The organism is Cyclobacterium sediminis (assembly GCF_054781075.1).
The window spans coordinates 34,379-58,192 of record NZ_BAAGVC010000003.1; the positions used below are offsets into that span (position 1 = coordinate 34,379).

Annotated in this window: 15 protein-coding genes; 3 read left to right on the forward strand and 12 right to left on the reverse strand. The window is 38.9% G+C overall.

The annotated features are described in order from the left end of the window. Positions 1-117: 117 nt before the first annotated feature. Entirely contained in the window at positions 118-4,011 is a 3,894-nt protein-coding gene (locus ACYVHJ_RS02515; protein ID WP_460512288.1) for a glycosyltransferase family 2 protein, read from the reverse strand. 151 nt (positions 4,012-4,162) lie between these two features. On the opposite strand from ACYVHJ_RS02515, the gene ACYVHJ_RS02520 reads away from it, so the two are divergent. Then, positions 4,163-5,467: a glycoside hydrolase family 2 protein gene (locus ACYVHJ_RS02520; protein ID WP_460512290.1), complete on the forward strand. Its 1,305-nt coding sequence runs from the start codon at positions 4,163-4,165 to the stop codon at positions 5,465-5,467. Positions 5,468-5,710: 243 nt separating this feature from the next. Here the strand turns inward: ACYVHJ_RS02520 and ACYVHJ_RS02525 are convergent, their stop codons facing one another. Then, positions 5,711-7,021: a zinc-binding metallopeptidase family protein gene (locus ACYVHJ_RS02525; RefSeq protein WP_460512292.1), complete on the reverse strand. Its 1,311-nt coding sequence runs from the start codon at positions 7,019-7,021 to the stop codon at positions 5,711-5,713. A 96-nt stretch (positions 7,022-7,117) separates the two neighbouring features. Between ACYVHJ_RS02525 and ACYVHJ_RS02530 the strand changes: the two genes are divergently transcribed. Then, on the forward strand, positions 7,118-7,561 hold the full coding sequence (locus ACYVHJ_RS02530) for a c-type cytochrome (RefSeq protein WP_460512294.1): 444 nt from the start codon (positions 7,118-7,120) through the stop codon (positions 7,559-7,561). Positions 7,562-7,668: 107 nt separating this feature from the next. Then, positions 7,669-8,544 carry an AraC family transcriptional regulator gene (locus ACYVHJ_RS02535; RefSeq protein ID WP_339904267.1) on the forward strand — a complete coding sequence of 292 codons (876 nt, stop codon included), beginning with the start codon at positions 7,669-7,671 and terminating at the stop codon, positions 8,542-8,544. A gap of 308 nt (positions 8,545-8,852) precedes the next feature. Here the strand turns inward: ACYVHJ_RS02535 and ACYVHJ_RS02540 are convergent, their stop codons facing one another. The 10 genes from ACYVHJ_RS02540 to ACYVHJ_RS02585 all read right to left on the reverse strand — a co-directional run bounded on the left by ACYVHJ_RS02540 (position 8,853) and on the right by ACYVHJ_RS02585 (position 23,549). After that, positions 8,853-10,040 carry a sialidase family protein gene (locus tag ACYVHJ_RS02540; RefSeq protein WP_460512295.1) on the reverse strand — a complete coding sequence of 396 codons (1,188 nt, stop codon included), beginning with the start codon at positions 10,038-10,040 and terminating at the stop codon, positions 8,853-8,855. A gap of 44 nt (positions 10,041-10,084) precedes the next feature. Then, positions 10,085-11,095 (reverse strand): hypothetical protein, encoded by a 1,011-nt coding sequence (locus ACYVHJ_RS02545; RefSeq protein ID WP_460512297.1) that lies wholly within the window; start codon positions 11,093-11,095, stop codon positions 10,085-10,087. Positions 11,096-11,116: 21 nt separating this feature from the next. Next, on the reverse strand, positions 11,117-12,055 hold the full coding sequence (locus tag ACYVHJ_RS02550; RefSeq protein ID WP_460512299.1) for a dihydrodipicolinate synthase family protein: 939 nt from the start codon (positions 12,053-12,055) through the stop codon (positions 11,117-11,119). Beyond that, positions 12,052-13,191, reverse strand: coding sequence for a sialidase family protein (locus ACYVHJ_RS02555; RefSeq protein ID WP_460512301.1), 1,140 nt, complete (start codon positions 13,189-13,191; stop codon positions 12,052-12,054). The genes ACYVHJ_RS02550 and ACYVHJ_RS02555 overlap by 4 nt, the downstream gene beginning before the upstream one ends. A 12-nt stretch (positions 13,192-13,203) precedes the next feature. Beyond that, positions 13,204-14,706, reverse strand: a complete 1,503-nt coding sequence (locus ACYVHJ_RS02560) for a sulfatase family protein (protein ID WP_460512303.1) — start codon at positions 14,704-14,706, stop codon at positions 13,204-13,206. 30 nt (positions 14,707-14,736) lie between these two features. Beyond that, positions 14,737-16,218 carry a RagB/SusD family nutrient uptake outer membrane protein gene (locus tag ACYVHJ_RS02565; RefSeq protein WP_460512305.1) on the reverse strand — a complete coding sequence of 494 codons (1,482 nt, stop codon included), beginning with the start codon at positions 16,216-16,218 and terminating at the stop codon, positions 14,737-14,739. A 17-nt stretch (positions 16,219-16,235) separates the two neighbouring features. Next, a complete protein-coding gene (locus tag ACYVHJ_RS02570) occupies positions 16,236-19,430 on the reverse strand; it encodes a SusC/RagA family TonB-linked outer membrane protein (protein ID WP_460512307.1) in 3,195 nt (1,064 codons plus the stop codon). Between the two features lie 307 nt (positions 19,431-19,737). Continuing rightward, a complete protein-coding gene (locus ACYVHJ_RS02575) occupies positions 19,738-21,213 on the reverse strand; it encodes a hypothetical protein (RefSeq protein WP_460512309.1) in 1,476 nt (491 codons plus the stop codon). Continuing rightward, complete coding sequence (locus tag ACYVHJ_RS02580) at positions 21,182-22,603, reverse strand: hypothetical protein (protein WP_460512311.1); 1,422 nt, start codon at positions 22,601-22,603, stop codon at positions 21,182-21,184. The genes ACYVHJ_RS02575 and ACYVHJ_RS02580 overlap by 32 nt, the downstream gene beginning before the upstream one ends. A gap of 418 nt (positions 22,604-23,021) precedes the next feature. Further along, entirely contained in the window at positions 23,022-23,549 is a 528-nt protein-coding gene (locus tag ACYVHJ_RS02585) for an RNA polymerase sigma factor (RefSeq protein WP_339903356.1), read from the reverse strand. Between the last annotated feature and the right edge of the window lie 265 nt (positions 23,550-23,814).

A 23,814-nucleotide genomic window follows, 5' to 3' on the forward strand; every position in this document is an offset into this window, starting at 1 on the left:
ATAAGTATCCATTTCGACCCCTATTGTATCATCTGACCTAGGTGCAAGAACTTAAAAAAATTACAGAATGCCTATTGAAAAAAAGGGCAATGGGATTACCCAATGCCCTTTACGAAGTCAATAATTTGCGGCTACCAATGGTCTTGAAGCGGTAATGACATTTCCATGTTCATCATAGGCATACAGGTAAACTCTGGATTTATTTTTTGGCATTTCAATTTCTACGTACTGGAAAGCTTCTTTCTCATCGAGCACAGGATCGTAGTTTTTCCATGTTTCATCTTCATAGACTTTCCATTCATACCTCAATTTCCCAGGATAATCATTTAAAGTAGCTGCACTTAACCATATTTTTTCTCCAGCTTTTAAATTTTGCCATTGTCCAACGATATATAAATCAGGAAAAGCATTTTCAGGAATACCTTCCTTTTTCCAGGCACTGCTTAAAAAGTGGTAGGAAGGCTTTAAGTTTCCATTAAAATCTGTAATTCCAAACCAGGTTGCTGTTCCTTCAAACCTGTCCTGCCAGCTAAAGGCAAAACCACCGAGATTTTTACCTTTATTGCCCTCGATATGGGTCTCCCATTGGTATTGATAAGATTGTCCTTTAACCTTCGATGAAAGTTCTATGAGCAGGGTATCGTTTCTAAAATCTCCCAATTCTTTATTCCAATAACCTTTTGGGCCAAACTCAGTCACTACATAAGGGCTTTCCGGATAATATTTTTGAAATATTTCACCCAATTGGCTGATATTGTCTTCATAATAAGAGTTCACTCCTATGGCATCTATAGAAGGCGCATAATATTTAAAGTCGTGAATAGCAGCCAACAATCTAACATTATCATGCTCTTCTGAAGAAAAAACAGGGCGATTTGGATCTATTTCATGAATTTCAACTGCCAGATTTTCCAAGAAGGAGATATACTTTCTTCGGACGATGGTCAAATACGGCTCTCCATAATATTTCTTAAGTAGGCCCCATGTCTCATTGCCAATATTCCAGGCTATAATATTTTTCTGACCCTTATTTTTCCTGACATTTTTTAATACCTTTTCCTTGTAATCCGCTAAAGTACTGTGGTCACTGAAATAATCAGTTTTTGGATCAAACCAAAAACCATACATAATTTTTAATTCATGGGCATTTGCTTCCTTGAATATATTCCTATCATAAATACTGGGCTCATACCTTCTTATGGTATTTGCTCCCGAGGCCTTAATTTTGTTAAAATCTTCTTGAACCTGTTTTCTTGAAAGAGGTTTAAACCCTTCCTCCCAGTCATGACCATTATTGTAACAAATTCCTTTCATATAAAAAGGTTCTCCCGAGATATTCATGACAAAACCTCCTTTATCCTTACCAATCCCTACTCTTTTCTCAGAAGCAAGTTGAACTTTTGATGAAAATCCACCAGATAAATCAATAGGATCAAAACTTTGGAGTTCGGATGCCACGCTTTCGAGATCAAAAGTCCAGTCTATATTTGAAGCTTTTGCATCAGGTCTCCAATGAGTAATCCAATTCTTGTCCCTGTCACTATAAAACATCACCAATGCATTAATCTCGGCGTAATCTTCCCGAATCTGCGGAAGTGATTCATTTACCCAACCTGCTGCATTGTTACTATAGTTTGTGGCGCCAAATTCTGCCAGCATTACAGGAAGTTCCAATTGATGTTGCTTTATTTCCTTTCTGAAAGGAAGGTAAATCTCTTTAAAAGTAAGACTTTTATGATGGATAGCTGCTGAATCATAATTCAAAGCTGTCAAACCTATCCAATCCACAAGTTCAGTAATGCTACTATCTTTGCCATAAGGAAAATAACTTGAGACAGCATCTGGCGACCAGGGATTAAATACCCAGGTAACATTCTGAACACCAATGGATTCAAATTTATAATGGATATATTCCCAGGCTTCCTTAAATTCTTCCGGGGTATTTTCGCCAGTTGCTGACCAGGGGTACATAGGGTTATCCATTTCATGGGCAAACCGAAGAAAAACCGGAGCATCAAGCGCCTTAAGTGCATATGCCATGGAATGGATATAATCATCAAACACCCCCTCCGTAATGTGTTTAAACACCTTTTTATTTTCTTTTAATTCAGGAACTTCCTCTTGATTTTCAAATAGATTGGTCCAGGGTTCCCAAGTAATCATGGGAATATGGCCCTCCTGAATTATCGCATCCCATTGATCCACAGGCAAGGACTCATCTGACCAAGATAGGTAAGTTGAGACAATGGCCATTTTAGCACCGGTTTTTTGTTCAACTGAATGGATTAGTGCTGTATCCGAGTTATCATCAAATGAAGGGAGAAATATACCGAGGTAAAACCCTCCTCTTTCTTTGTCTAATTCAGAGGTAATTACTTTATCAAAAAGATCCAATTTAAAGTTGGCTGCATTTAACAACAGAAAAAGGCTAAAAAAGGCAGGCAAAACTATAGCTACCGGGAAAGAAAAGGTACTCAGCTTAACATAAGTAAGCTCTGCTTTCTTAAGGACAAATATATTTTTAAAATCATACCAAAGGTATCTTGATTTTCTCACTATGTCAGATTGCCCCATAAAAAAGGCAAAAGAAAAAGAAAAGCCATTGACAAGGGCAAATCCAGCCATGAGAAAACTGTAGGGCTGCCAATCCCTATTCAGCCCATAAAATGCGGCAGAAAAGGAAAGTAATGCGATAACCAGATTAGGTAAACCCAAAACAAAATCTCCCTTTGATGAGTGTTCTTTTGGGGTAGGAATATAAGGTACTTTAACATTGATTAAGGTATAAATAAATCCAGTGAGGTAAATCCACCAGGTTCCGAGCCGAAGGAAACCACCCATCAAATGAATTCCCTTTTCTTCAGCGTCATGCAACCATTTCTGGGCATCATAGCGCTGGTAAAGGCCAACTATTAAAAAAGGTGTAAAAATAGCAAAAAACACAACCGGATTTAATTCCCATGGGTAATCACCAGAAATCAATGAATAAATAGGTACTCCTACATCCACCAGGCCTATCAAGCCCGAAAGAAAATACAAGGGAACCAGAGAATAATGAATTTTTTGTCTTAAAGTAAATTTTGAGAATAAACCTGGGACCACATTAAATAAAAGATCAAAAGTGCCTCTACTCCATTTAAGTTGTTGCTGATAAAATGCACCGAGACTATTCGGAACTAAACCCAAAGACAAAACCTTAGGCACATAAACAGATGTCCAACCTTTGGCATGTAAAAGCATTGAAGTATGCATATCCTCAGTTAATCCTGCCGCATGCCCTCCAATTGAGTCCAGAGCCACTCTTCTGAAGGTACAATTGGCACCTATAGCCTGTGCTGTTCCATATTCACTCATAGCTTCCATATATGGCCCATAGAATAGGTAGGTTTGCTCTGCAGCTCCTTGAGCGACCAGTGAATCAGCTTGATTTTTATAGGCCTGTACAACCTGAGCATAGCCCACCTTAGGATCATCAAACGCACCAACCACATAATCCAAAAAGTCAGGAAAAGGAACATGGTCTGGGTCAAGAATTACACATAACTCACCCTTGGCAGACTTTAAAGCATTGTTAATATTTCCGGCTTTTGCATTTTCATGAGTTTCTCTGGTAATATGGATTACGCCCAATTTATTGCAAAGTGCCTTAAGCTTAGGGTCATTACCCTCATCACAAAGGTAATTGGTATGTGGGTACCTTACCGACACCATGCCCTTAAGCGTTGCTTCAATCATCTCAAAAGGCTCACCAGGACATGCAGTTGTTAACATATCAACAGTATAGGTCTTTTTACCAGCGTATTTCTCAGGCTTTCCCTTGGTTTTGAGGGTTGAAAAATGATACCATTCAAAAAAGATTTTTATTAGCTTAAAAAGTAGCGAAATACCAAGCAGTGCATACAACACCGGATGGCCAACACCCACATATTTAAAAAATCCAACCATAAAAATGACAAAAGTGCTTAAAAACAAAAAATTCAACACCTTTCTTTTTAAAACTGCTGCTTTCATAAGAATTATTATTTGATGCAAATAACACTAAATTATATTTAAAAAGCAATTTTTTATATTTGAATATTTTTTACTTACATTTACAGCACAAATTAAGATAAGGCATATCTTTTTTACCTTTCAAATATTTTAATTAAGCTCAACAGAAATCATGATTAGAATAATACAATCGAAACTTACTTATTTTTATATTTTTTGTGTTTTAGCAATACTTATTAGTTGTAAATATGATAATGATTTAACTATTTCTCCTGCAGTGGAAGTAAGGTACACAGAAGGAAAAGCACGACTTTACCGAAACGGGAACCCCTATTTTATAAAAGGGGCTAGTGGCATTGATAATCTTGAAAAAGTTTCAGCTTATGGGGGCAATTCTATTCGAACCTGGAGCGTACACAATGCGGGTGAAATTTTGGACAAAGCGGAAGCATTAGGTTTAACGGTTACCCTTGGACTGGAAATTGGTCGGCCTTATTGGGGTGAAGATTTTAAATATTGGAATATTCTTGAAGTCAATAAAAAAATAGAAGAATTAAAGCCTATTATAGAAAAATACAAAAACCATCCTGCGCTCCTGATGTGGGGGGTGGGCAATGAAGTTAGCTTAAAAGGGGGGTCAAGGTATTTAATATATTATACCATCAACAGGATCGCCAAGATGATCAAAGAAACAGATCCCAATCATCCCGTCATGACAGCTATAAATGTCAAAACGATAGGACGAGGAAAATACCTGATGCCAAATGTCGATATATTAGGATATAATGGATTTGGATTGATCAAGCACTTCTTTGAAGACAATAAAAATTATAAATACAAAGGATGGGGAAGAGCATACATTTTCTCAGAATGGGGAGTACCTGGTCACTGGGAAGTAAAAGACACAGCATGGGGTGCACCCTATGAGCTGAGCACCAAGCAAAAAATTAACTTTCTACAACAATATTGGGAATTAATGAATCAGGATACCACTTCTTTTTTAGGGAGTTATGCCTTCTACTGGGGAAATAAGTTTGAGATTACTAATACTTGGTTTAGCCAGTTTTCTACCGAAGGGGAGAACTCAGAGACTGTACAATACATACAAAGTCTCTGGAAAGGTGAAGCATTTCATAGCAATCTACCGGAAATTTTTAACATTAGTTTTAACGACCGACCCGGACAAAGCAATCAATACCTGACTGCAGATTCCTTGTATTCTGCCAGCCCTATAACAGATTTTGATGATTTATCAGCCCTGAAATTTAAATGGGAAATAAGACCTGAAGAGGCCAAGTTTTATGAACTTGATGATTACCAACACAACATGAGCTACCTAATGGAAGCCGATAGTGCATCTACGCTGAAATTTAGAACCCCAAAAAACGAAGGCCCATACAGAATTTATGTGTATATATCAGATGACAGTGGCAATTACACTTCTCATAACCTCCCATTTTATGTAGTTAATCAATAGCATAAAGAACTCCGGAATATCCATGTCTCTGACATTTTTACTAGGTGATTACGGAAAGGATTGTATAGCTACCCTTTCCGTAATTTAACTCACTCCTACCTTGATTTCAAAATTATTCCTTATAAGAAACGATTTAACTGATGGTTTAGAGATTACTAGCAAAATTAATCCTGAAAAACTGAACCCAATTATCATATCCCAACAGGAGACAAATGTTAGAAATCTAGGTCTATTACACTGGGTTTAAAAGTTCATATAGTCTAATGTCAGCTGCGACAATGCCCTGACTCCTAACACAAAACCACTTTCATCAAGGTAAAAATCAGGGGTATGGTGAGAGGCAGCTTTTTCGGGATCTCCTGTTTCCGGCATTCCTCCCAGAAAGAAAAATAAGCCGGGTTTTTCAAGCTGAAAAAAGCTAAAATCTTCGGCTCCTGTAACCGGATCATGCACCCACAAATTTTCTTTACCTGCAACTCTTTCTAAGGTAGGTTGCATCTTAGCAGTCAAAGCCTCATCATTATAGGTTACCGGATACATTTTTTTTATACTTATGTCTGTCGTTGCACCTGCACTTTTGGCGATATTTTCACCAATCTCCCTTATCCTACGATGGATCAACTCCTGCTGCGGTTGACTATAAGTACGAATGGTACCTATCATATCCACCTGTTCGGGAATAATATTGTGTCTAACCCCACCATGGATAGCACCTATGGTTACGATGGCCGGAATCTCAATAATTTTCACATTTCTACTTACTATGGTTTGCAATCCCATCACAATCTGAGAAGAAGTAACAATGGGATCTATGGAAGACCAGGGATAAGCGCCATGGGCCTGTTGTCCTTTTACAGTAATTTCCAGCTCATCAACTGCCGCCATGGCCGGTCCGGGCTTGTATTTAATTACCCCGGCAGGCGTTTGAGAATTGATATGCAATCCAAAAATCACATCAACATCTTCCATCACACCTTCTTCTACCATCTGCTTGGCTCCCCAGGTATCAATGGATTTGTCTTCCAAACCCTCCTCTGAAGGCTGAAAAATAAATTTAACGGTACCTTTGAGGTCTTTTTGCATACCAGTCAATACTTCTGCAACCCCCATCAAAATAGCCATATGGGAATCATGTCCGCAAGCATGCATGACACCGCTTTCTTGCCCATTATAGGTGGTCATTACTTGAGATTTAAACGGAACGTCCACCCGTTCGGTCACTGGAAGTGCATCCATATCAGCTCTTAATGCAACTGTTGGGCCCTGCTTCCCTCCTTTTAAGACACCAACTACACCGGTAACGGCTACCCCTTCGGTAACTTCCATACCCAAAGCTTTCAAGTGGGCCGCAATTTTTCCTGCTGTTCTTACTTCTGCATTCCCCAGTTCCGGATGCTCATGGAAATCTCTCCTCCACTCGATCACTTTTTCCTCAACTTCCAGAGCACTTTCATTGACTTTTTTTTCCAATTTATTCTGGGCAAGTAAAGAACTTGCCGTACAGAAAAAGGCAATACCTGCCAAAATAAAATCTAATCTAAATATTCTCCTCATACTCAAATTTAAAAATAAACAGCCAGTAGATTGACATGCGAGAAAAAAAATTAAGAAAAAATTTAAAGACAATTTTATCTTTTTATATTAGATTTGATGATGATCCAATCTATGGTAGCCAGAAAGCTAATCGTCAGCCTATTGATCTCAGGTCTTTCGATGTATGCTTGTGATCAAAAAGAAAAAAAGGAAGACCTACTTTCTGATGGAGAAAAACGTTATCGGGATTATATAAGAAAAATACCCGGAAAAGATGAACATGTACCTGAAGAAGTATTGGCAAAAGGTGAAGTGCTTATTGCCTATGCCGGATGTTATGATTGTCACAAAATTGATAAAAAGTCCAAAGGACCGGCCTTTAAAGACATCGCCAAGCGGTACCCAATACAACCTGCTTATAGGGATTTGTTGGCAAGAAAAATTATTACAGGAGGTTTTGGCTCGTGGGGCAACCCCGTAATGGCCCCTCATCCCCACATCAGCCTGGAAAATGCACAAACTATGGTGTATTACATCCTTTCTTTAGAACAAGGGGATTAAATTCCTACCCTTATATCTAAATTTATACAAGTATTTTACCTTTTGCCATTCTGTAGTTTTCTTTTGCATCTAAATTCGCTAAATTAATAGGGTTAACTGATTAGACTATGAAAACCATCGAAGTTAGGCTGCCCCAAGAATTTGATAAATCATTTATAGTATTTAAAGAAAAAGGGACTTATTTCCCTTGCCCTTGGCACTATCACCCGGAATATGAGTTGGTTTTGGTACTAAAAAGCACCGGCAAAAGAATGGTTGGAGATCATATCGGCAACTTTGAACCCGGTGATCTGGTCTGCATGGGCCCCTATTTACCACATGTATGGGTTAATGATCCAATTTTCACCAATGGAGAGGCAGACCAGGAAGCTGAGGCAATAGTCATTCAGTTTCAAGCGGATTTTTTAGGTGCGGATTTCTTACAAATTCCCGAAATGGAAAATATCCGAAATATTCTTGGCCTTGCCAGTAGAGGTATGGCATTTACCGGGAAGACTAAGGAGAAAATTACTGAATTAATGAAAGACATGATCCATATGAATGGTATTCAGCGGCTTTCAAGTCTATTGTCCATATTTGATATCCTATCACAAAATAAAGAATACCAACTTTTAGCAAGTCCCGGCTTCATTGAAAGTGAACCTGAAGGTTCTGATCGACTTACCAAAATAAAAAACCATATACTAAATAATTTTGATCAGGAAATTACACTTTCGGAAATAGCTGCCATGGCCAATATGGGGGTCACAACTTTCTGTAACTACTTTAAGGAGCAATACCGAATCACATTTATTGAATACCTAAATACCGTTAGGATAGGCCATGCCTGTAAACTATTAGCGAAGGAAGACATGAATATCGTCGAGGTTGCCTATGCCTGCGGATTCAATAACCTAGCCAATTTCAACAGGCAATTTAAAAAACTAAAGAAAATGACTCCCTCAGATTTTAGGAAAACAGTAAATATTCAGGAAGTCGCTTAGATGGTACGAAATATAAAACCAATAACCGGTTCCTGAGCGGAGTCGAAAGAAAAGGTATGACGCATACATCATCCTATGGCTTCGGCTCCGCTCAGCCGCCGGAATTACAGATTTATTTTTTTCAAGATTAACCTATTCATAAAATAAGGTAGAAGGGGTTCGCTCTTTCAGCAGATTCCAATACAGCATCTATTATTCAAGAGGTAAACAAATAACCGGTTCCTGAGCGGAGTCGAAGGAATAGGCTTGAGACGAACATCTCCCTATGGCTTCGGCTCCGCTCAGCCGCCGGAATAAATCTTATTCCCTTAATTTATCTTTAGGATAGATCCAGCAATATGCCTGTTCTTATTGTCAGTATTAAAATAATAAGTAACCAATACTTTATTATCTCCCATATTTACAGCCCATGGGTACCCAATATCTGTACTGCCACCATCTTCTCTAATAATAATTTCTTCTGCAGTGGCAAAATCAGTACATTCAGGATTTAAAATTCTAGCTCTGATACCGTAAGGCTTGTGCCGATAGCCATAGACTAAAAACACCCTGTCATCCGGCAATCTTAACGCTTGAAGGGGGTGCCCTTGAAAACCCATAGACTCCCATTTTTCAAAAGTTTTGCCTCCATCTTTGGATCTGGCAATTACAGCTTGATCATCGTATTTGGCCGTACGAATAAAAGCAACAATATCTCCTTTTGGTGTTTCGTATGCAGAAGCTTCGTTAAAAACTACATCATCATCCACGGCCACTGTACTTAGGTGTTCCCAAGTGTTGCCTTTATCATCTGAAACCAAGAGGTAGTTGGAGGTTTTTCTTTTCTCCTCAGAATCACTTGCTGCCACTACCCAATATATTCTTCCGCTTTTTCCTTCGTACATGGCACCTCTGTTATAGGCCGGAACTTTATTACCCATAGGGGCGTGGTTTACTTCAGGAGCGATGGAAGGAGGGTATATGGGGCCTTTCCAAGTTTCGCCTCCATCTACGGATTTAACAAGGTATCCTCCTAAAAATACTGTTCCGTATTTATTGGCAAAGTGTGGCTTTTTAATATTTTCCAACCCCTCTTTTTCCAAAAATGCCCATCCATAGCTGGCACATAAAAGGGTTCCATCATTTAGTTGTAACAAGCATGGGTCTTGTGAACCACCAAATGCATGTGAATAGATCAATTCTGGTTCTTCAGTCCAGTTTTCTCCATCTTTGGAAGTAACCCCTACCAAATAACTGTTTGGATCTACATGACTATTCCCGTCTTCTTTGAAAACCACCTTTCTGTCCGGGGCCCTTCTAAAAGCCACCAGGTATTCCCCATTGTTCTTTTTAACTACAGAAGGAAAAGTGGAATAATAGCTTTGATCCTGATAAATAATAAAATCTTTGATTTTAGTGGCTGGTGCCACTGCTTTGGTACTATCCGCCGGATCAAAAGCATGAACTGACAAGCTGTTTAAAATCAGTACAGCAATTATTAGCAATTGTTTTTTCATGAGTTTTATTAATTTGTTGTGTTATTTTATCTAGCCAAAAATTATTATTGGCTTAATTCTTTAAGCGAAATCTTAGTTAGGTAAACACTGGTCTTTTCTTCATGACTTGAATAATAAACAAACCACAGCTTATTCTTATAAATTACCATACCCGGATAACTTGTATCTCCACCACTTGGTAAGTCCATGCTTTTTTTGATATTTCCCTCAAGATCTGTCAAATGAATTACTGTTTTGGCACCAGTTTTTCGATAATCCCTAGTCCCCATAACAAGGGTATTTTTATCCAGAAAAAGAAAATTGGGCCCTCCTAGTTGCTTGGTTAATTTCTTGGTAGTCCAATATTTATAAGGAGCGTCACTTTTAGCGAGTACCCCCATCTTATTTCCTGCCTCTCTTCTAACCAAAACATACATCTTTCCCTCCTTATCAAACCTTATAGTGGATTCATTGGGATTACCATCAATCGGTAATTGTGAAACATGTTTGAAGTTAATCCCATCGGTGGTTTTTAACAAGTGCACTTCCCATCCTCCCACTTTATTCTGGTATACTATCCCATATCCCACATCTTTATGCCATGTCAGGCTCCATATCCAATCAAGGGAAGGTTCCATATCCATGGTGGCTTTTTGTAGGGAAGAAAAATTCCCTCCTTTGGTATCAGAAAAAGAAACCATGGGATACAAAATTTTATACCCACCTTCATAAACACCAACGGCAGTCAACACCATAATACGACCGTCCGGCGTAATTGACAATCGAGCCTCTCTAACGTCCCGGTCATCTTCTTCTAACAAGGTAACGCTTTGCCAATCTTCTCCATCTTTTGACCTTAAGATTCTGATGGACCCACTTTTATCTGGCATATGGTTATTCCCCTCCCTAAGGGCAATATAAAATGATCCTTTAAACCTGATCATATCAGGAAAGGCGTTGTGGGGCGCCTTGTCCCAAATTTTTTCTACTTCTAGAGAATCTTTCAACGATTCGTTAGAATAACCAGGGGTCAACTGAAGGAAAATAACTATTAAAAGTAAAAAGCTAGCTTTCATAATGGATAGTAGGTTATTTTTTTAATCTAATCCCTTGAAAAATTCAGGAACATATTTATTTAATTTTCTTCGTTTATTTATTATTCTTTCTGGATCAATACCTGTATAAGGCCACCTTAATCGAGTTCCAGTCATTGACCAATCCCCAATACCGGCTAAAAATTTATCTATGGCCACATCACAATATCCTTCTTCCAATATCAACGGCAATATTTCTCTCTCAAAAAACAACAAAAGCTGCTTTTCAATGAGCTGAGCTCGTTCAGGTTCTTCACCCATCATTCGGTACCACTTTATTACAGCCTTAGGATGCATACAGGCTATATTAGAGTAAGTCCCCTTCGCTCCTTGAGTGATGCCAGTAACCATGAAATGGCCTGGGATAAAATAAGAAAAGGGCTTGGGTAAGTTATTCATTTTTGAATACCATTCTTTATCCCCTCCCGCTGTTTTGCATCCGACTACAGGTAACCCTTCCATTAAAATATTTGCATAGTCCTCTGGAGGAAGCTTTTTTTTGGCATGTGGTGGATTGTAAATCACTAGTCCTATAGGGGCTGCAGTACTTGCTGTCTTTTCCAGGAATTTAAGCGTTTCCTTATTATTGGTTTTTATCCAATCCGGTAGAATAACCTGAAGGGCACATGGAGAAAGTGACTTCACCCTTTTTACCCTTTCAAGAGAAAGGAGCGGATTGAAATGTCCACACCCCAATTGAAAAGGGACACCAGCATTTTCTGCTTCCTGTGCTACTAATTCACTTAATTTATCAAATTCTGCTTCTGTTTGGTTATAAAATTCTCCTGCCGACCCATTGGTATAAATTCCATTTAAGCCGGCATCAAGGGTGAATTTCAATGCATTTTCTAAAACCTCCCAATCGATGGACTGGTCTTTTAAAATGGGGAGCAATACGGTTCCCCAAACCCCATGTATTTCTTCTGCCGAAAAGGGTTTCATGGCTGATCAGGTTTTTTCCAAATTATTGTACCCATATGGTACCTTTGATGCGATTCAGTACCGTCAGCATAAAAGGCTGTCAAAATGCTTCCATCTTCCAACTGCACACTTGATGGATAGCCGCAATCCCTGCTATTAAGGTCATCTACCAGTATATATTCCTCAGACCACGTATTACCTTTATCCTTGCTAAATTTAGCAGCCACACCAAATTGACCTTCTTTCCTATTTCCATAAGTGAGCAATAGGTCTCCGTTTGCTAAGGCTGTTATATGACCAGGATGCTGCTGTTCATCGGTCAATTGACGCTTCAATACCCAGGTTTTTCCATCGTCTTCACTCAAAAACAAATCCATAGCAGCTCCTGCTTTCCATCTTCTGGCAGCTGCTATCCAGTTTTTGGGACCCGTCTGAAAAAAGGCTGTTTCATTGTGTCCCCCAGAGAATAATGTACTCCCTTTTCCTTCACTTAAATGAGACACCCAAATCCAGGACTTTCCCTGATCATCACTCCTAAAAAAGGATACTTTATTGATGCTTTTATCTAGTGATTGCGCATAGGCAAGTACCCTTAAGCTTCCATCAGCCGCTTCTAAAACATCCCCAAAAGGAATAAATTGGGTCATTCCGTTTTCTGCTATTGGAAAACCATTTTTATAAATTTCCCATGTTTTTCCAGCATCCCCTGATAACGACACCCAGGCACGGAGCACGCCAACAAGCTCTTTGCTGCCTTCCGCAGATCCTGAATCTTTTAATTCCCACCCAGAAGCCACAACTACCAAATCACCTACTTGGTTTCTACCAGCGGCTACATTCATGCGGTTGGTACTTGCTTCATTTTGTGCAGCAACACCTGTTTTATTCCAAAATCTACCTCCGTCCAATGTAGACCAGACCTCCACACTGCCTTCTCTCCTGGCATGACTAGGCTGGTTAAAGATACTTGCATGAATACTCCCCTCCCCAAGCTTTGTAAGGTTTGGCCATGCGCATACATTATCAATGGCAATGTAGCGATGAAGTATCTCCACCTTATGATTTTTGACCGTTCTAACTGAGGATTTCTGAGGGAAGAAACTCAGCCAAAAGGCCGGCAAAAGGAAAAAAAAGAAACTCGCCCAAAAGGTTTTCATAATAACTAACGGTTATTTGTTTAGGTAATCCAAGTAATCCCATTTAAATCCCTCTACCTTTCGGTAACTATGATCGGGGTAAAGGTTGTTTATTGAATCCATTTCAAAGGTGTATTTTCTTATTTTCTCTGCTGATAAAAACGGATCATTTGTTTCCCTTCTCCATGCTGAAAGTGCTTCCTTCATGTATACTAAAACTGTCTCTAATTCTGGTTTATCAGCTAAATTCTCAAATTCCCAGGGATCTTCCTGTAGATCATATAACTCCCATTCAGGAGGCTTTCTCCACCTTTCATATGCCTGACGAATCCTTTCGTCAGAAGCTGCAATTTCTTCAATCGTAGCACCGGACCCAAAATCAGGATCAGCATAGGCGGAAAAAGCAGGAAATTCCCCTCTGCCAACATCGATGTTTTGAATAAGTTTGTATCGCTCCCCCCTTATACTCCTTCTAGGGTAATAAAATACAGGTGAGGCACCTTCTCCATCTGCTCCCAGATATGTCCTCCAACCTGTTCCATCCCCATCCTTTGTAAATAAATCCATTAAGGACCTACCTGGAAAATTAAAATCACCTGAAATCCCAGCAAGATCTAAAACAGTCGGTAAGATATCAATTACAGAGATCAATTCATCCTTGCTTGAACCAGTTTCCTTAATCACTTCAGGATAGGAAATAATAAAGGGGATTTTCAAACCGCCTTCATAATTGGTAAGTTTCCCCCTGCTAAATTGGGCCCCATGATCGCTTAGGTAAATGATACAGGTATTGGACAGATCACCTAGACTATCCAACAACATTCCGATAGATTCATCCAATCGATTCATGCAATTATAGTAGGCTTCTGTTTGATCCAGCAAGCGTTCATTATTAACTCCCACAAAGGGTAAGGTTTCAAGGATTTTATTTCTATCTACTTTTTTGGTTGGCAGCCCCTCGACTTCATTTTGAAATGGCAAATGGGCATCCGGGAAATTAACCATCAAAAAATAAGGCTTTTCTGATTGACGGACAAATTCCTTTGCCCTTATGGCATAATCCTTTAGACTTTCTTTTTGAAAATTGGAGCCAGGCAAATCTGCAAAATCAAAGTCGAATCTATCAGCTGGATTAACGTGAACCTTACCTAGGATCCCAGTTCTATAGCCCGATTCTTTAAGATAGTTGGGCAAAACTTTTATCCCGGAATAAAGTGCGTAATAGTGGGTCGCCCATCCGAGTTGACCGTTTTGATGCGGGTATAATCCTGTGAAAATACTGCTTCTCGATGGACTACAAACTGCATAAGTTGTATAAGCATTGAGAAACATAACGCCATTTTTAGAAAGCTTGTCCAGATTTGGAGTGTGTACGAGCTTATTCCCATAACATCCCAAATCTGGACTGTTGTCCTCAGAAACAATCAGCAAAATATTTGGCGAGGCTCTTTGTGGTACTTTGGAATTACATCCAAAATTTATTCCACTAGAAAACACCGCTAATATCAGCGCAATTTTAAATTGCTTAAAAATCATTTGTCTCCAAGTATTCAAGCTTTCAAACCTTTATTCATAACCTGGGTTTTGTGTTACTTTATTCTCCAAACTCAAAACACTAGTAGAGATCGGCCATAGGATTTTTTGTTCAGGATTGGCTTGTTCACTTAATGTAGGAAGCATTTCGATGGCTTTATCGAAGCGCACTAAATCCCACCATCTTTTACCTTCAAAAGCCAATTCTCTTAACCTTTCTTCAAGGATTATCTCATTGTTTTCTTCTACAGTACCTGATGTAAAGGCATAATTATCGAACTGGTCTCCATATGCCCTCATTCTCACCTGATTAATTTCCATTGACGGATCCTCACCCAGCGCATTTTTGGCTTCTGCAATCATCAATAAAACATCAGCATACCGGTATAAAATAATGTCATCAATAAAATTTCTACTACCCCCTATTACAGTACCACTTCCCTTTGTTACTATTGTTGTGTAATAAGTCAAGGCTTCATTCTCCCCGATAGTGTATATTTCATAAAAGGAGGCATCCTTCCTTTGATCATCATTGGTGAACAAGGATTTAACATATGTTGTAGGAACTGTAATATTATTGCTCCCTCCACCTATTGCTCCTATTGTTTCCCTTGCTTCTGCAGAAATATTGGCAGGGATAGCACTTCCAATGAGATACATGGCGTTGAAATAATTATTACCTGCAGATTCGAGTTCGGCAAATCTTACAGCCATAATAACTTCTTTATTGCCTTTATTGTCATAATCAAAAACATCCGCAAAATTATCCAATAAGTCCACATCTGTGTTTTGGATATCCTTTAACGCGTCCAATGCAGTTTGGAGATCAGCGTTGCCACCTCCCATTTGTTTTGCCGTCCAAAGGTAAACCTCTCCTTTAAGTGCACTAGTGGCTGGCTTGGACCAGAACATCTTGTTTTCTGCGTAACTATTGTCAGGAAACAACTGTAAAGCTTTATCAATATCGGCTTTTATGAATTGAAAAATCTCACTTTGTGCGGTTCTTTCAATTTGTGTCAACTCAGGATTTTCACTTTCCGTTGGATCCATACGCAAGGGTAAATCCCCCCAGGTTCTCGTCATTACAAAATAAGTAAATGCTCTCATTGTGTATGCTTCCGCCAAGATGGTGTTTTTCCTTTCCTCAGATGCAAAGTCAATTTCTGGTACATATTTAATGATCAGGTTGGCACTGTTTACTAGGGTGTATAGGCTCTGCCAACTTGGACCGGCATTATCTGGTTGCAAGCGGTTGGTGTAATATTTAGCCCATCCGCCATCACCTACAGTCCCAAGCGCTACTACATCAGCGCGGGCTTCACCCAAATAATACAAGGTCGAGTTAGATATACTTCTAAGGTTAACATACATTCCAATCAATGCACCCTCTGCATCTCCTTCGGACTTCCAAAAAGACTCTGTGGTAATCACACTCGTAGGTGAAACATCCAGTAAATCGGAACAGGATCCGAATAAAAACAGGCTTAATATTAAAGCTATATTTAATTTTTTCATGATTCCTTTATTTTAAATTAAAAGGTAATATTTAAACCAAAAATAAAGTTTCTCGGAATGGGGTATCGCCCATAATCCCGTCCACCAAATTCAGGATTAAGTCCCTTGTATTTTGTAAAATAATACAGGTTGTTACCTGTTAGGCTAAGTCTTACATTTTCCAAATTAATGGGCGTTAATACACTTTTTGGCAAATTATAGCTTAGGCTTAGTTCTCTTATGGCAAGGTAGTCGCCAGGTTCATAATACCCTTGACCTGTGCGATTTGGATGAACGTTTATTTGGGCCCTGGTACTTTCCCAATCATATCTCGGTAATGTAGCCACATCGCCTTGTTCCTGCCAGCCGTTGTCAACCAAATTTTGGGTAAGGTTCATGTTCAACTTCCATTGGCCTTCCATAAATGCACGTGCATAGTTGTAAATGGTATGCCCGACAGTATAATCCATACGAAGGGAAAGCATTAAATTTTTATAGGAAAAAGTATTGGTGAATCCTCCCGTTAAGGTTGGAAATTCAGTTCCTACATATTTCTTATCCTTCTCGTCTATTACCCCATTGTTATCTAAATCGTCCCATATATAATCCCCACCAAATGAGGTATCCGGATATCTTTTATAAGTATCACTTGGTGCACCTTCTGCATCCTGGTCAGTTGGATAAACACCCAGTTCTATGTGAGAATAATACTCTCCAAGACTACCGCCTTCCTGAAGGCCTCCTTGCCAGGAATAGTCACCCAGTCCTGCATCCCAAACATAATATCCACCTACACGATTTCTTTCCGCTCCATTTTCAGGGAGTTTTAATATTTTGTTTTGTAGGGTGGCAAAATTGGCTGCTAGGTTCCATTGGAAATCTGAAGCTGAAGGCAAAACATTGTAATTCACTTCCAATTCTACTCCTTTATTCTCTAAGCTACCTAAATTGGTAAGCGTACTACCAAAACCAGTAGATGGTGGCAAAGCCAAATTCGTAATTAGGTTATCCGTAACCCTTCTATACACGTCTAGAACAAGCCCTAAGCGGTCAAACAGGGTAAGATCTGCTCCAAAATTCAAAGTTTTGGACCGTTCCCACTTCAACTCAGGATTGGGTATCAAGGTGTTTTGAATGGCTGCGTAACCCCCATACCTTGCTCCTACTCCATAGGCTCCTTGAGCGGAAAAATCACCAAGGTTTCCAATATTACCATTGATACCGTAACTGGTACGAATTTTTAGTTTACTAAAAACATCCTGCGGCAATGCTTCCCAGAATTCTTCATTATGCATATTCCAACCCAAAGCTACACCTGGGAAGAATCCCCATTTATAATTTGCTCCTAAATTAGATGCGCCATCGTACCTTGCATTTATAGAAACTAAATACTTGTAGTTAAAATCGTAATTTACCCTACCGAAATAACCATGAATAACCTGATCCGATATGGAGCTGCTTACGCTAGTCGGCTCTGCAGAGGCATTTAAAGTAGGAATAAGGTCTGTAGAAGCTCCTTGGCCCGTAGCGCTAAGAGAGGAAATATTTCTTCCAAAATAGGCATAACCTGCAGTTGCGTTCACATTGTGTGCTTCACCTAAAGTTTTGGCATAATGAAATACTGCATCCACCTGAGTTTGTCTCCATTTAGAAATTGAAGCACTCGCAGATCTGTTGTCCACCAGATTATTGGGGCCATTCAAAACAGCAGGTTGAAAACTATACGAATCATTTGTTCTATTATAAATTGACAGTTGAGGGTCAAAACTCAATTCAGGCGTAATTTGCCACCTGGAACCAATAGAAAAGGTCAGGTTTTCTGATCTGTTTTCTGCCACCCTGTTCCTAAGAACATATTCAGGATTTCCTTCGCTCAATGCCTGCCCTGGTGCCAAAGTACCATCCTCAAATCGGTATTTGGTTGTTGGAGGTAAAGTGATTGCCCTGGCAAAAATATTGGTGATACTATTTACCTGATTATCTTTTGAGTTGGCATAGTTGACAATTCCATAAAAACTGAATTGATCACTAACTTTAAAATCTCCATTGACATTCATGGTATAGCGTTTATATCCAGTGGTGATGGCTATCCCCTCATTGTCCAAATAACCAAGACTAGCAGTCACTTTTGCTTTTTCTGTTCCACCAGAAAGCGATACATGGTGATTTTGAATTGCAGCAGTTCTAAACAATACATCCTGCCAATCTGTGTCCTTAAAGATTAAGGTTTTGGATGGGTCTAGAGGGTCAGGCATGCTTTCCCAGCCTTCATTTAACTTGTACTCGTTGTCAGAAGTTAAATATTGGGTGGTATATGCGGTGCTATTGCTAAGATCATTTCCTGTTCCAAAACCTACGGGGTTGGTCAGTCTGAAAGATGCATCAGGAAAGATATCCTGAACCATCATAGCCCTTCTGGCGAAGGTCAAATAATCACGTGCAGAAGCAAGATCATACAAACTTCCTGGTTGAGACAATGAATAGCTACCAGAGTACGTTGCTGAAATAAATCCGGATTTGGCTGATTTGGTTGTTATTACCACCACACCATTGGATCCCCTGGCTCCATAAATTGAAGTAGACGCAGCATCTTTCAACACTTGAAAGGTCTCAATATCACCTGGAGCGATATTATTAATGTCAGGCCTGATTACTCCATCCACCACATACAAAGGGGCTGCTCCATTAGGGTTATTAATGGAAGTTCCTCCCCTGACGATTACTCTAGGTGCTGCTCCCGGTTGCCCGGAGGTGCTCTGAACCCTCACTCCTGCCAAGGTTCCCTGCATGGCTGATGCAGCGTTAGAATAGGGAATATTTTCTAATACTCGCTCATCCATTTTGGATACTGAGGTGGTTAATAATTCTCGAGATTGTTCTCCAAACCCAATGACCACCACTTCGTCCATATCCGACAAGGCAGATTTGAGTTGTACGTTGATGGTACTGTTATTTCCTATACCCATCTCCTGAGAGGTATAACCAATAAATGAAAACACGAGTATGTTTTGGTCTTGAGGAACAGCTATTCTATAACTTCCATCAATATCAGACACAGTACCTATTGAGGTACCTTTAACCAAAATATTCACCCCAGGTAGAGACTCTCCCGATGCATCTGTGATGGTCCCGGTAATTTCTCTCGCACCTTGTGAATAACCTTCCGATCCAGCCATGATCAATATTGTGATCAATGGCACAAAGAAACGTAATCCTTGTATATATTTTTTCATATAATAAATAATTTAATAAGGTACTTTAATGTATATACCAAAGATATTATATGAATCAAATGTTTTCTTATACTTTATTTTACATTATTAATACAATATTTCAATGTGTCAAATCTGAAGTCAATTAACTTTATAAGTGAAACTTAAGGTGATTTAATGGCCTTTTATTACACCATTATATGTTGGCCCACTAGAAATTCCCGAATACCACCTTATCAGAAATTGTCATTTTATTTTCAACTTAAATAAATTGCACTTCTATATTCGAGCTGGAATACTTACCCCCTTTTAGAATTATCTTGTATTATCAATCAAATTTAAATGAGTAAATGTCCGCATCTTTTAAAAAGACCCTCATCTTAACAGCCTTCCCTGCCAACTTGCTAAGGTCTTTAGACTTGTTCCAATAAACGGTTCTGGAAATCTCATTACCTATGATGGGCTGACATTCCTCCATTGAGTATCCGGGCAACTTATTCCCATCTTTATCTAATAATTCAATAAGTATTTCCCCGGCAGCAGAGGTGGAGTAATTCAATTCCAAGGCATTTCCTTCAAACACAAACGGCCTGGTAGTCATTTCACCTCCGGAGTAAGCGGCAGACAAAGAGGCAAAACCATCCAGCCTCATGGAATATCGCCTGAGATGCGCAGTGGGCTGAGCATAATCTTGATTAACGTATACAGACATTTCCGTAGGACCGGTTTTCACAATGTTTAGAGCAGGGTAATTGGATCTGGAAACCCAGTTTTGCAAACCTATACCTGGCTTAATAAAAGATTCCATAAACTGTCTTTGATAAACTCCTCCCCCTCTTGAGGACATCAATATCGCATCAGAACAATCATTGTAATATTTGGGGTTTACGCCCAATTGCTTGGCCTCTTCGTCGTTTACTACTTTCCTATTGGGCATAAATCGAGCACCTATAGCCAAATAAATATGAGGTGCACGAAAGTAAGGACTAGTTTGTTGGGTATACAAATGCTCATAAGGAGTATTTCCAAAACTCATTTGAACGGGGCTTGTCCAGTTGATAAAATCCTTTGAGGTGGTTCTACCTACGGAGCGAAAGCCCGTGTAACCATCCCCTGTCCAAGTCCGAAAGTAACAAACATATTGCGCTTCACTAACAGACCAAAAAACTACATTTTGAGAATCAAATACCCCCTCCCTAAAAACCGGCTCCTCCTGCAACTTCTTCCATTCTTTTCCATCTGCAGAAACATAGGCCACCAAACCACTTTTTCTGGTACCTCCCAAAGCCTTGTATTTTTCTGAACTTTTAGCCAAGGGGTTGCTGTCCAAAAATGGGCTAAAATTATGCGTAACCGGTGCAGCATTCGCTAATATTACATTGTTTTTTTTGGTACCATTCACCGTGAATAGTTTCAAATCCGGCTTGGTCCAATTAATACCATCCTTGGATTCCGCATAACAGGTTACCTCTGCATCATTCCCATCACTGCCTGCTTTGGGTACCCCTCTATAATATGCCCTATAGGTATCCCCATCTTTAATTACTGTGAAATAAGCTGAAAATGCCCCCTCCCAAGGCTTTTCAAACCTTATCACTTCTCCTTGATCCATTGGTTCGTGCAAAGTCAATTCGGCCCCCTCTAACTTTTCTATCAGATAATCATCCACAAACAACTCCCGATTATTTCCAATATTAGGGAGTTGGGCCAAGGCCAGACTTTGAACAAAAAGGAATAGAGCAAATAGTGTAATTTTCTTTAATACCAACATTTTAATAAAATCTAAATGAATATACCGCTGCATCTTTTAAATATATCTTCATCCTGACAGCCTTGCCCGAAAGCCTGGAAACATTGGTAGATTTATTCCAATATACCGTTCTAGATAATTCGTTTCCTATAATTAGCTGACATTCTTCTTTGGAAAAGCCTGGAATTTTATTGCCGTTTTCATCAAGTAATTCAACATAAATCCCACCTGCAGCAGAGGTGGAATAATTTAACTCCAATGCTTTGCCATCAAAAACAAATGGCTTGGTAATCATTTCCCCACCGTCATACCCTGCAGACAGGGAAGCAAAGCCATCCAATCTTATGCTGTACCTCCTTAAATGAGCCGTTGACTGCGCATAATCCTGGTTTACATATATGGACATTTCATAGGGACTGGTTTGAACCACATTTAATGCCGGATAATTTGTTCGTGAAACCCAATTGCTTAAACCTATACCCGGCCTGATAAAGGACTCCATAAAATACCTATTGTAATTATTACCTCCTCGGGATGACATTAAAAAAGCATCCGAACAGGTCTTATAATAATTAGGGTCAACGCCAAGCGCATCGGCTTGTTCATCTGTAACAACTTGCTTATTCGGCATAAATCGGCCTCCTATAGCAAAGTAAATTTGTGGTGCTCTAAAGTAGGGGCTAGTCTGTTGGGTATACAGGTGCTCTAAGGGTGCTGTGCCATATTTCATCTTTCCCCCTTCACTCCATGTTTCAAAATCAATTGAAGAAGTCCTGCTTACTGATCTAAATCCGGAATCCTTGGTTCTGAAGTATATCAGGTATTTGTTTTCTACCGGAGACCAAAAGCTTACATTCTGAGAATCTAAATTCCCCTCTTTCAGAACCGCTTCTTCTTTTATCTTGACCCAATGGATGCCGTCACTTGAAGACAAGGCATACAAACCAGTTCGTTGTTTACCAGCCACTGCCTTATATTTTTCTGAAGGCTTGGCTTTAGGGTTGGTATCTATAAAAGGGCTGAAATTATGCGTCAATTCTTTATCTATTAAGATTACATTGTTTTTTTTCGACCCATTAATTTCATGAATGCCAAGATCCGGTTTGTACCAATTTATTCCGTCTTGAGACTCAGCATAGCAGGTCAACTCCCTATTATTGCCTTCTTTTACATCAGGCAAGCCTCTATAATATGCCCTGTAAATATTACCGTCCTTAATAATGGTTGAATACAACGAAAACTTCCCTTCCCAAGGTTTGTCTAAATAAAAGGCCACACCTTCATCTTTTGGTGCATGCAATTTCAAGCTTGCCCCATCCAGCTGATCAATCAAAAAGTCATCTACAAATAGCTCCCTATTGCTCCCAATGAAAGCATGTTGAGCAAATCCTTGGAAACTAATCGGAATAAGCAACCACAGTAAAAACCAATTAACCTTAGCCATGAGACAATAAATATTAAGAATTAAAACTATGTATTAAAGGCAAACACTAAAGTTATACTATGAAATAGGTAATTCCTCCTACTATTATTTATTATTTCAATACAATTTTGCAGAAGAATTATCTGTGAAAGGCACCTTACCCCAATCAAGGTGAAATTATTTCATAAAAAATAATCTCTCTAAATCACAGGCAGGTAAAAAATATTAGAATAACAAGCCACATAAAATCAAGGGTACCAAGCCTTGTAAAACATGGCTCAGAAACACAAAATAAACGTCAAAAACTATACCGATAAAAGCCCAATTCTCTATATAATTAGGCTAAAAAATAAAAATAGACAATACTTTCCCATATCAACGAAATGGCTCATTCAAAAACAACTTCGTTTACTCAAACGCAATTGTTTAATCCCTTAAATTATTCCATTTCCTTCCTTAGGATAAACTTTGCCTTTACCAGCTGGTTTTTTACAGTATTTTTAGAAATCATCAAAAGATCAGCAATTTCATTGTAGGACTTTTTCTCAAAATAGTTCATCTCCAGAATCTGCCTTCTTTTGGGAGACAGGTTTCTGATAATTCGTTCCATTTTGGTCAATTGCTCCTCCTTAACCTGGGCACAGTCATCCTCTTGTTGATGAATCCTTTCCCAAAATTGCTCTTTCAAAGTTTTGTTCTTATTTAAGGCTTTGAGGTAGTCAAAAATTTCATTTTTTACTGAAGTAAAAACATAAGAATTAAAATTTAATTCAGGTTTAATGTTTTTCCTCCTTTTAAGAATTTTCATGAACACCTCATGGTAGATATTCTCAGCTTCCTGTTCATCCTTAATTATGGAAACACTGAAGCGGATTACAGGTATTCTGTAATATTGGTAAATTTTTTCAAAGGCTTTTCTATCGCCATTTCGAAAACCATCCATTGTTTTTTTGTCAGGCTGCTCCATATTCCAATTATTTATGTTTTGATAAAGTATCTAGAGACCAAATAGAATATGTAAATCCTATTTGGCCTTCTAATTATTCATGAATATCAAGGAATAAATTGGTAATTTCTGCGCAAATCACGTATTTAAATCTTCATTTTGCGAAAAATGAGAAATCGCTAATAATTGTAAATGAATGCTTTATGATTTTTTTTATAAAAATTTAATGAATTGATTACAAAATTTGTCTATATATTACCCTAAAATTAAAATTGTGTTATATTAT

What these genes read in the sequence shown, in the direction of transcription:
- ACYVHJ_RS02515 (WP_460512288.1), bottom strand. Translation starts at nt 4,011, where the DNA reads ATGAAAGCAGCAGTTTTAAAAAGAAAGGTGTTGAATTTTTTGTTTTTA.
- ACYVHJ_RS02520 (WP_460512290.1), top strand. Translation starts at nt 4,163, where the DNA reads ATGATTAGAATAATACAATCGAAACTTACTTATTTTTATATTTTTTGT.
- ACYVHJ_RS02525 (WP_460512292.1), bottom strand. Translation starts at nt 7,021, where the DNA reads ATGAGGAGAATATTTAGATTAGATTTTATTTTGGCAGGTATTGCCTTT.
- ACYVHJ_RS02530 (WP_460512294.1), top strand. Translation starts at nt 7,118, where the DNA reads ATGATGATCCAATCTATGGTAGCCAGAAAGCTAATCGTCAGCCTATTG.
- ACYVHJ_RS02535 (WP_339904267.1), top strand. Translation starts at nt 7,669, where the DNA reads ATGAAAACCATCGAAGTTAGGCTGCCCCAAGAATTTGATAAATCATTT.
- ACYVHJ_RS02540 (WP_460512295.1), bottom strand. Translation starts at nt 10,040, where the DNA reads ATGAAAAAACAATTGCTAATAATTGCTGTACTGATTTTAAACAGCTTG.
- ACYVHJ_RS02545 (WP_460512297.1), bottom strand. Translation starts at nt 11,095, where the DNA reads ATGAAAGCTAGCTTTTTACTTTTAATAGTTATTTTCCTTCAGTTGACC.
- ACYVHJ_RS02550 (WP_460512299.1), bottom strand. Translation starts at nt 12,055, where the DNA reads ATGAAACCCTTTTCGGCAGAAGAAATACATGGGGTTTGGGGAACCGTA.
- ACYVHJ_RS02555 (WP_460512301.1), bottom strand. Translation starts at nt 13,191, where the DNA reads ATGAAAACCTTTTGGGCGAGTTTCTTTTTTTTCCTTTTGCCGGCCTTT.
- ACYVHJ_RS02560 (WP_460512303.1), bottom strand. Translation starts at nt 14,706, where the DNA reads ATGATTTTTAAGCAATTTAAAATTGCGCTGATATTAGCGGTGTTTTCT.
- ACYVHJ_RS02565 (WP_460512305.1), bottom strand. Translation starts at nt 16,218, where the DNA reads ATGAAAAAATTAAATATAGCTTTAATATTAAGCCTGTTTTTATTCGGA.
- ACYVHJ_RS02570 (WP_460512307.1), bottom strand. Translation starts at nt 19,430, where the DNA reads ATGAAAAAATATATACAAGGATTACGTTTCTTTGTGCCATTGATCACA.
- ACYVHJ_RS02575 (WP_460512309.1), bottom strand. Translation starts at nt 21,213, where the DNA reads ATGCAGCGGTATATTCATTTAGATTTTATTAAAATGTTGGTATTAAAG.
- ACYVHJ_RS02580 (WP_460512311.1), bottom strand. Translation starts at nt 22,603, where the DNA reads ATGGCTAAGGTTAATTGGTTTTTACTGTGGTTGCTTATTCCGATTAGT.
- ACYVHJ_RS02585 (WP_339903356.1), bottom strand. Translation starts at nt 23,549, where the DNA reads ATGGAGCAGCCTGACAAAAAAACAATGGATGGTTTTCGAAATGGCGAT.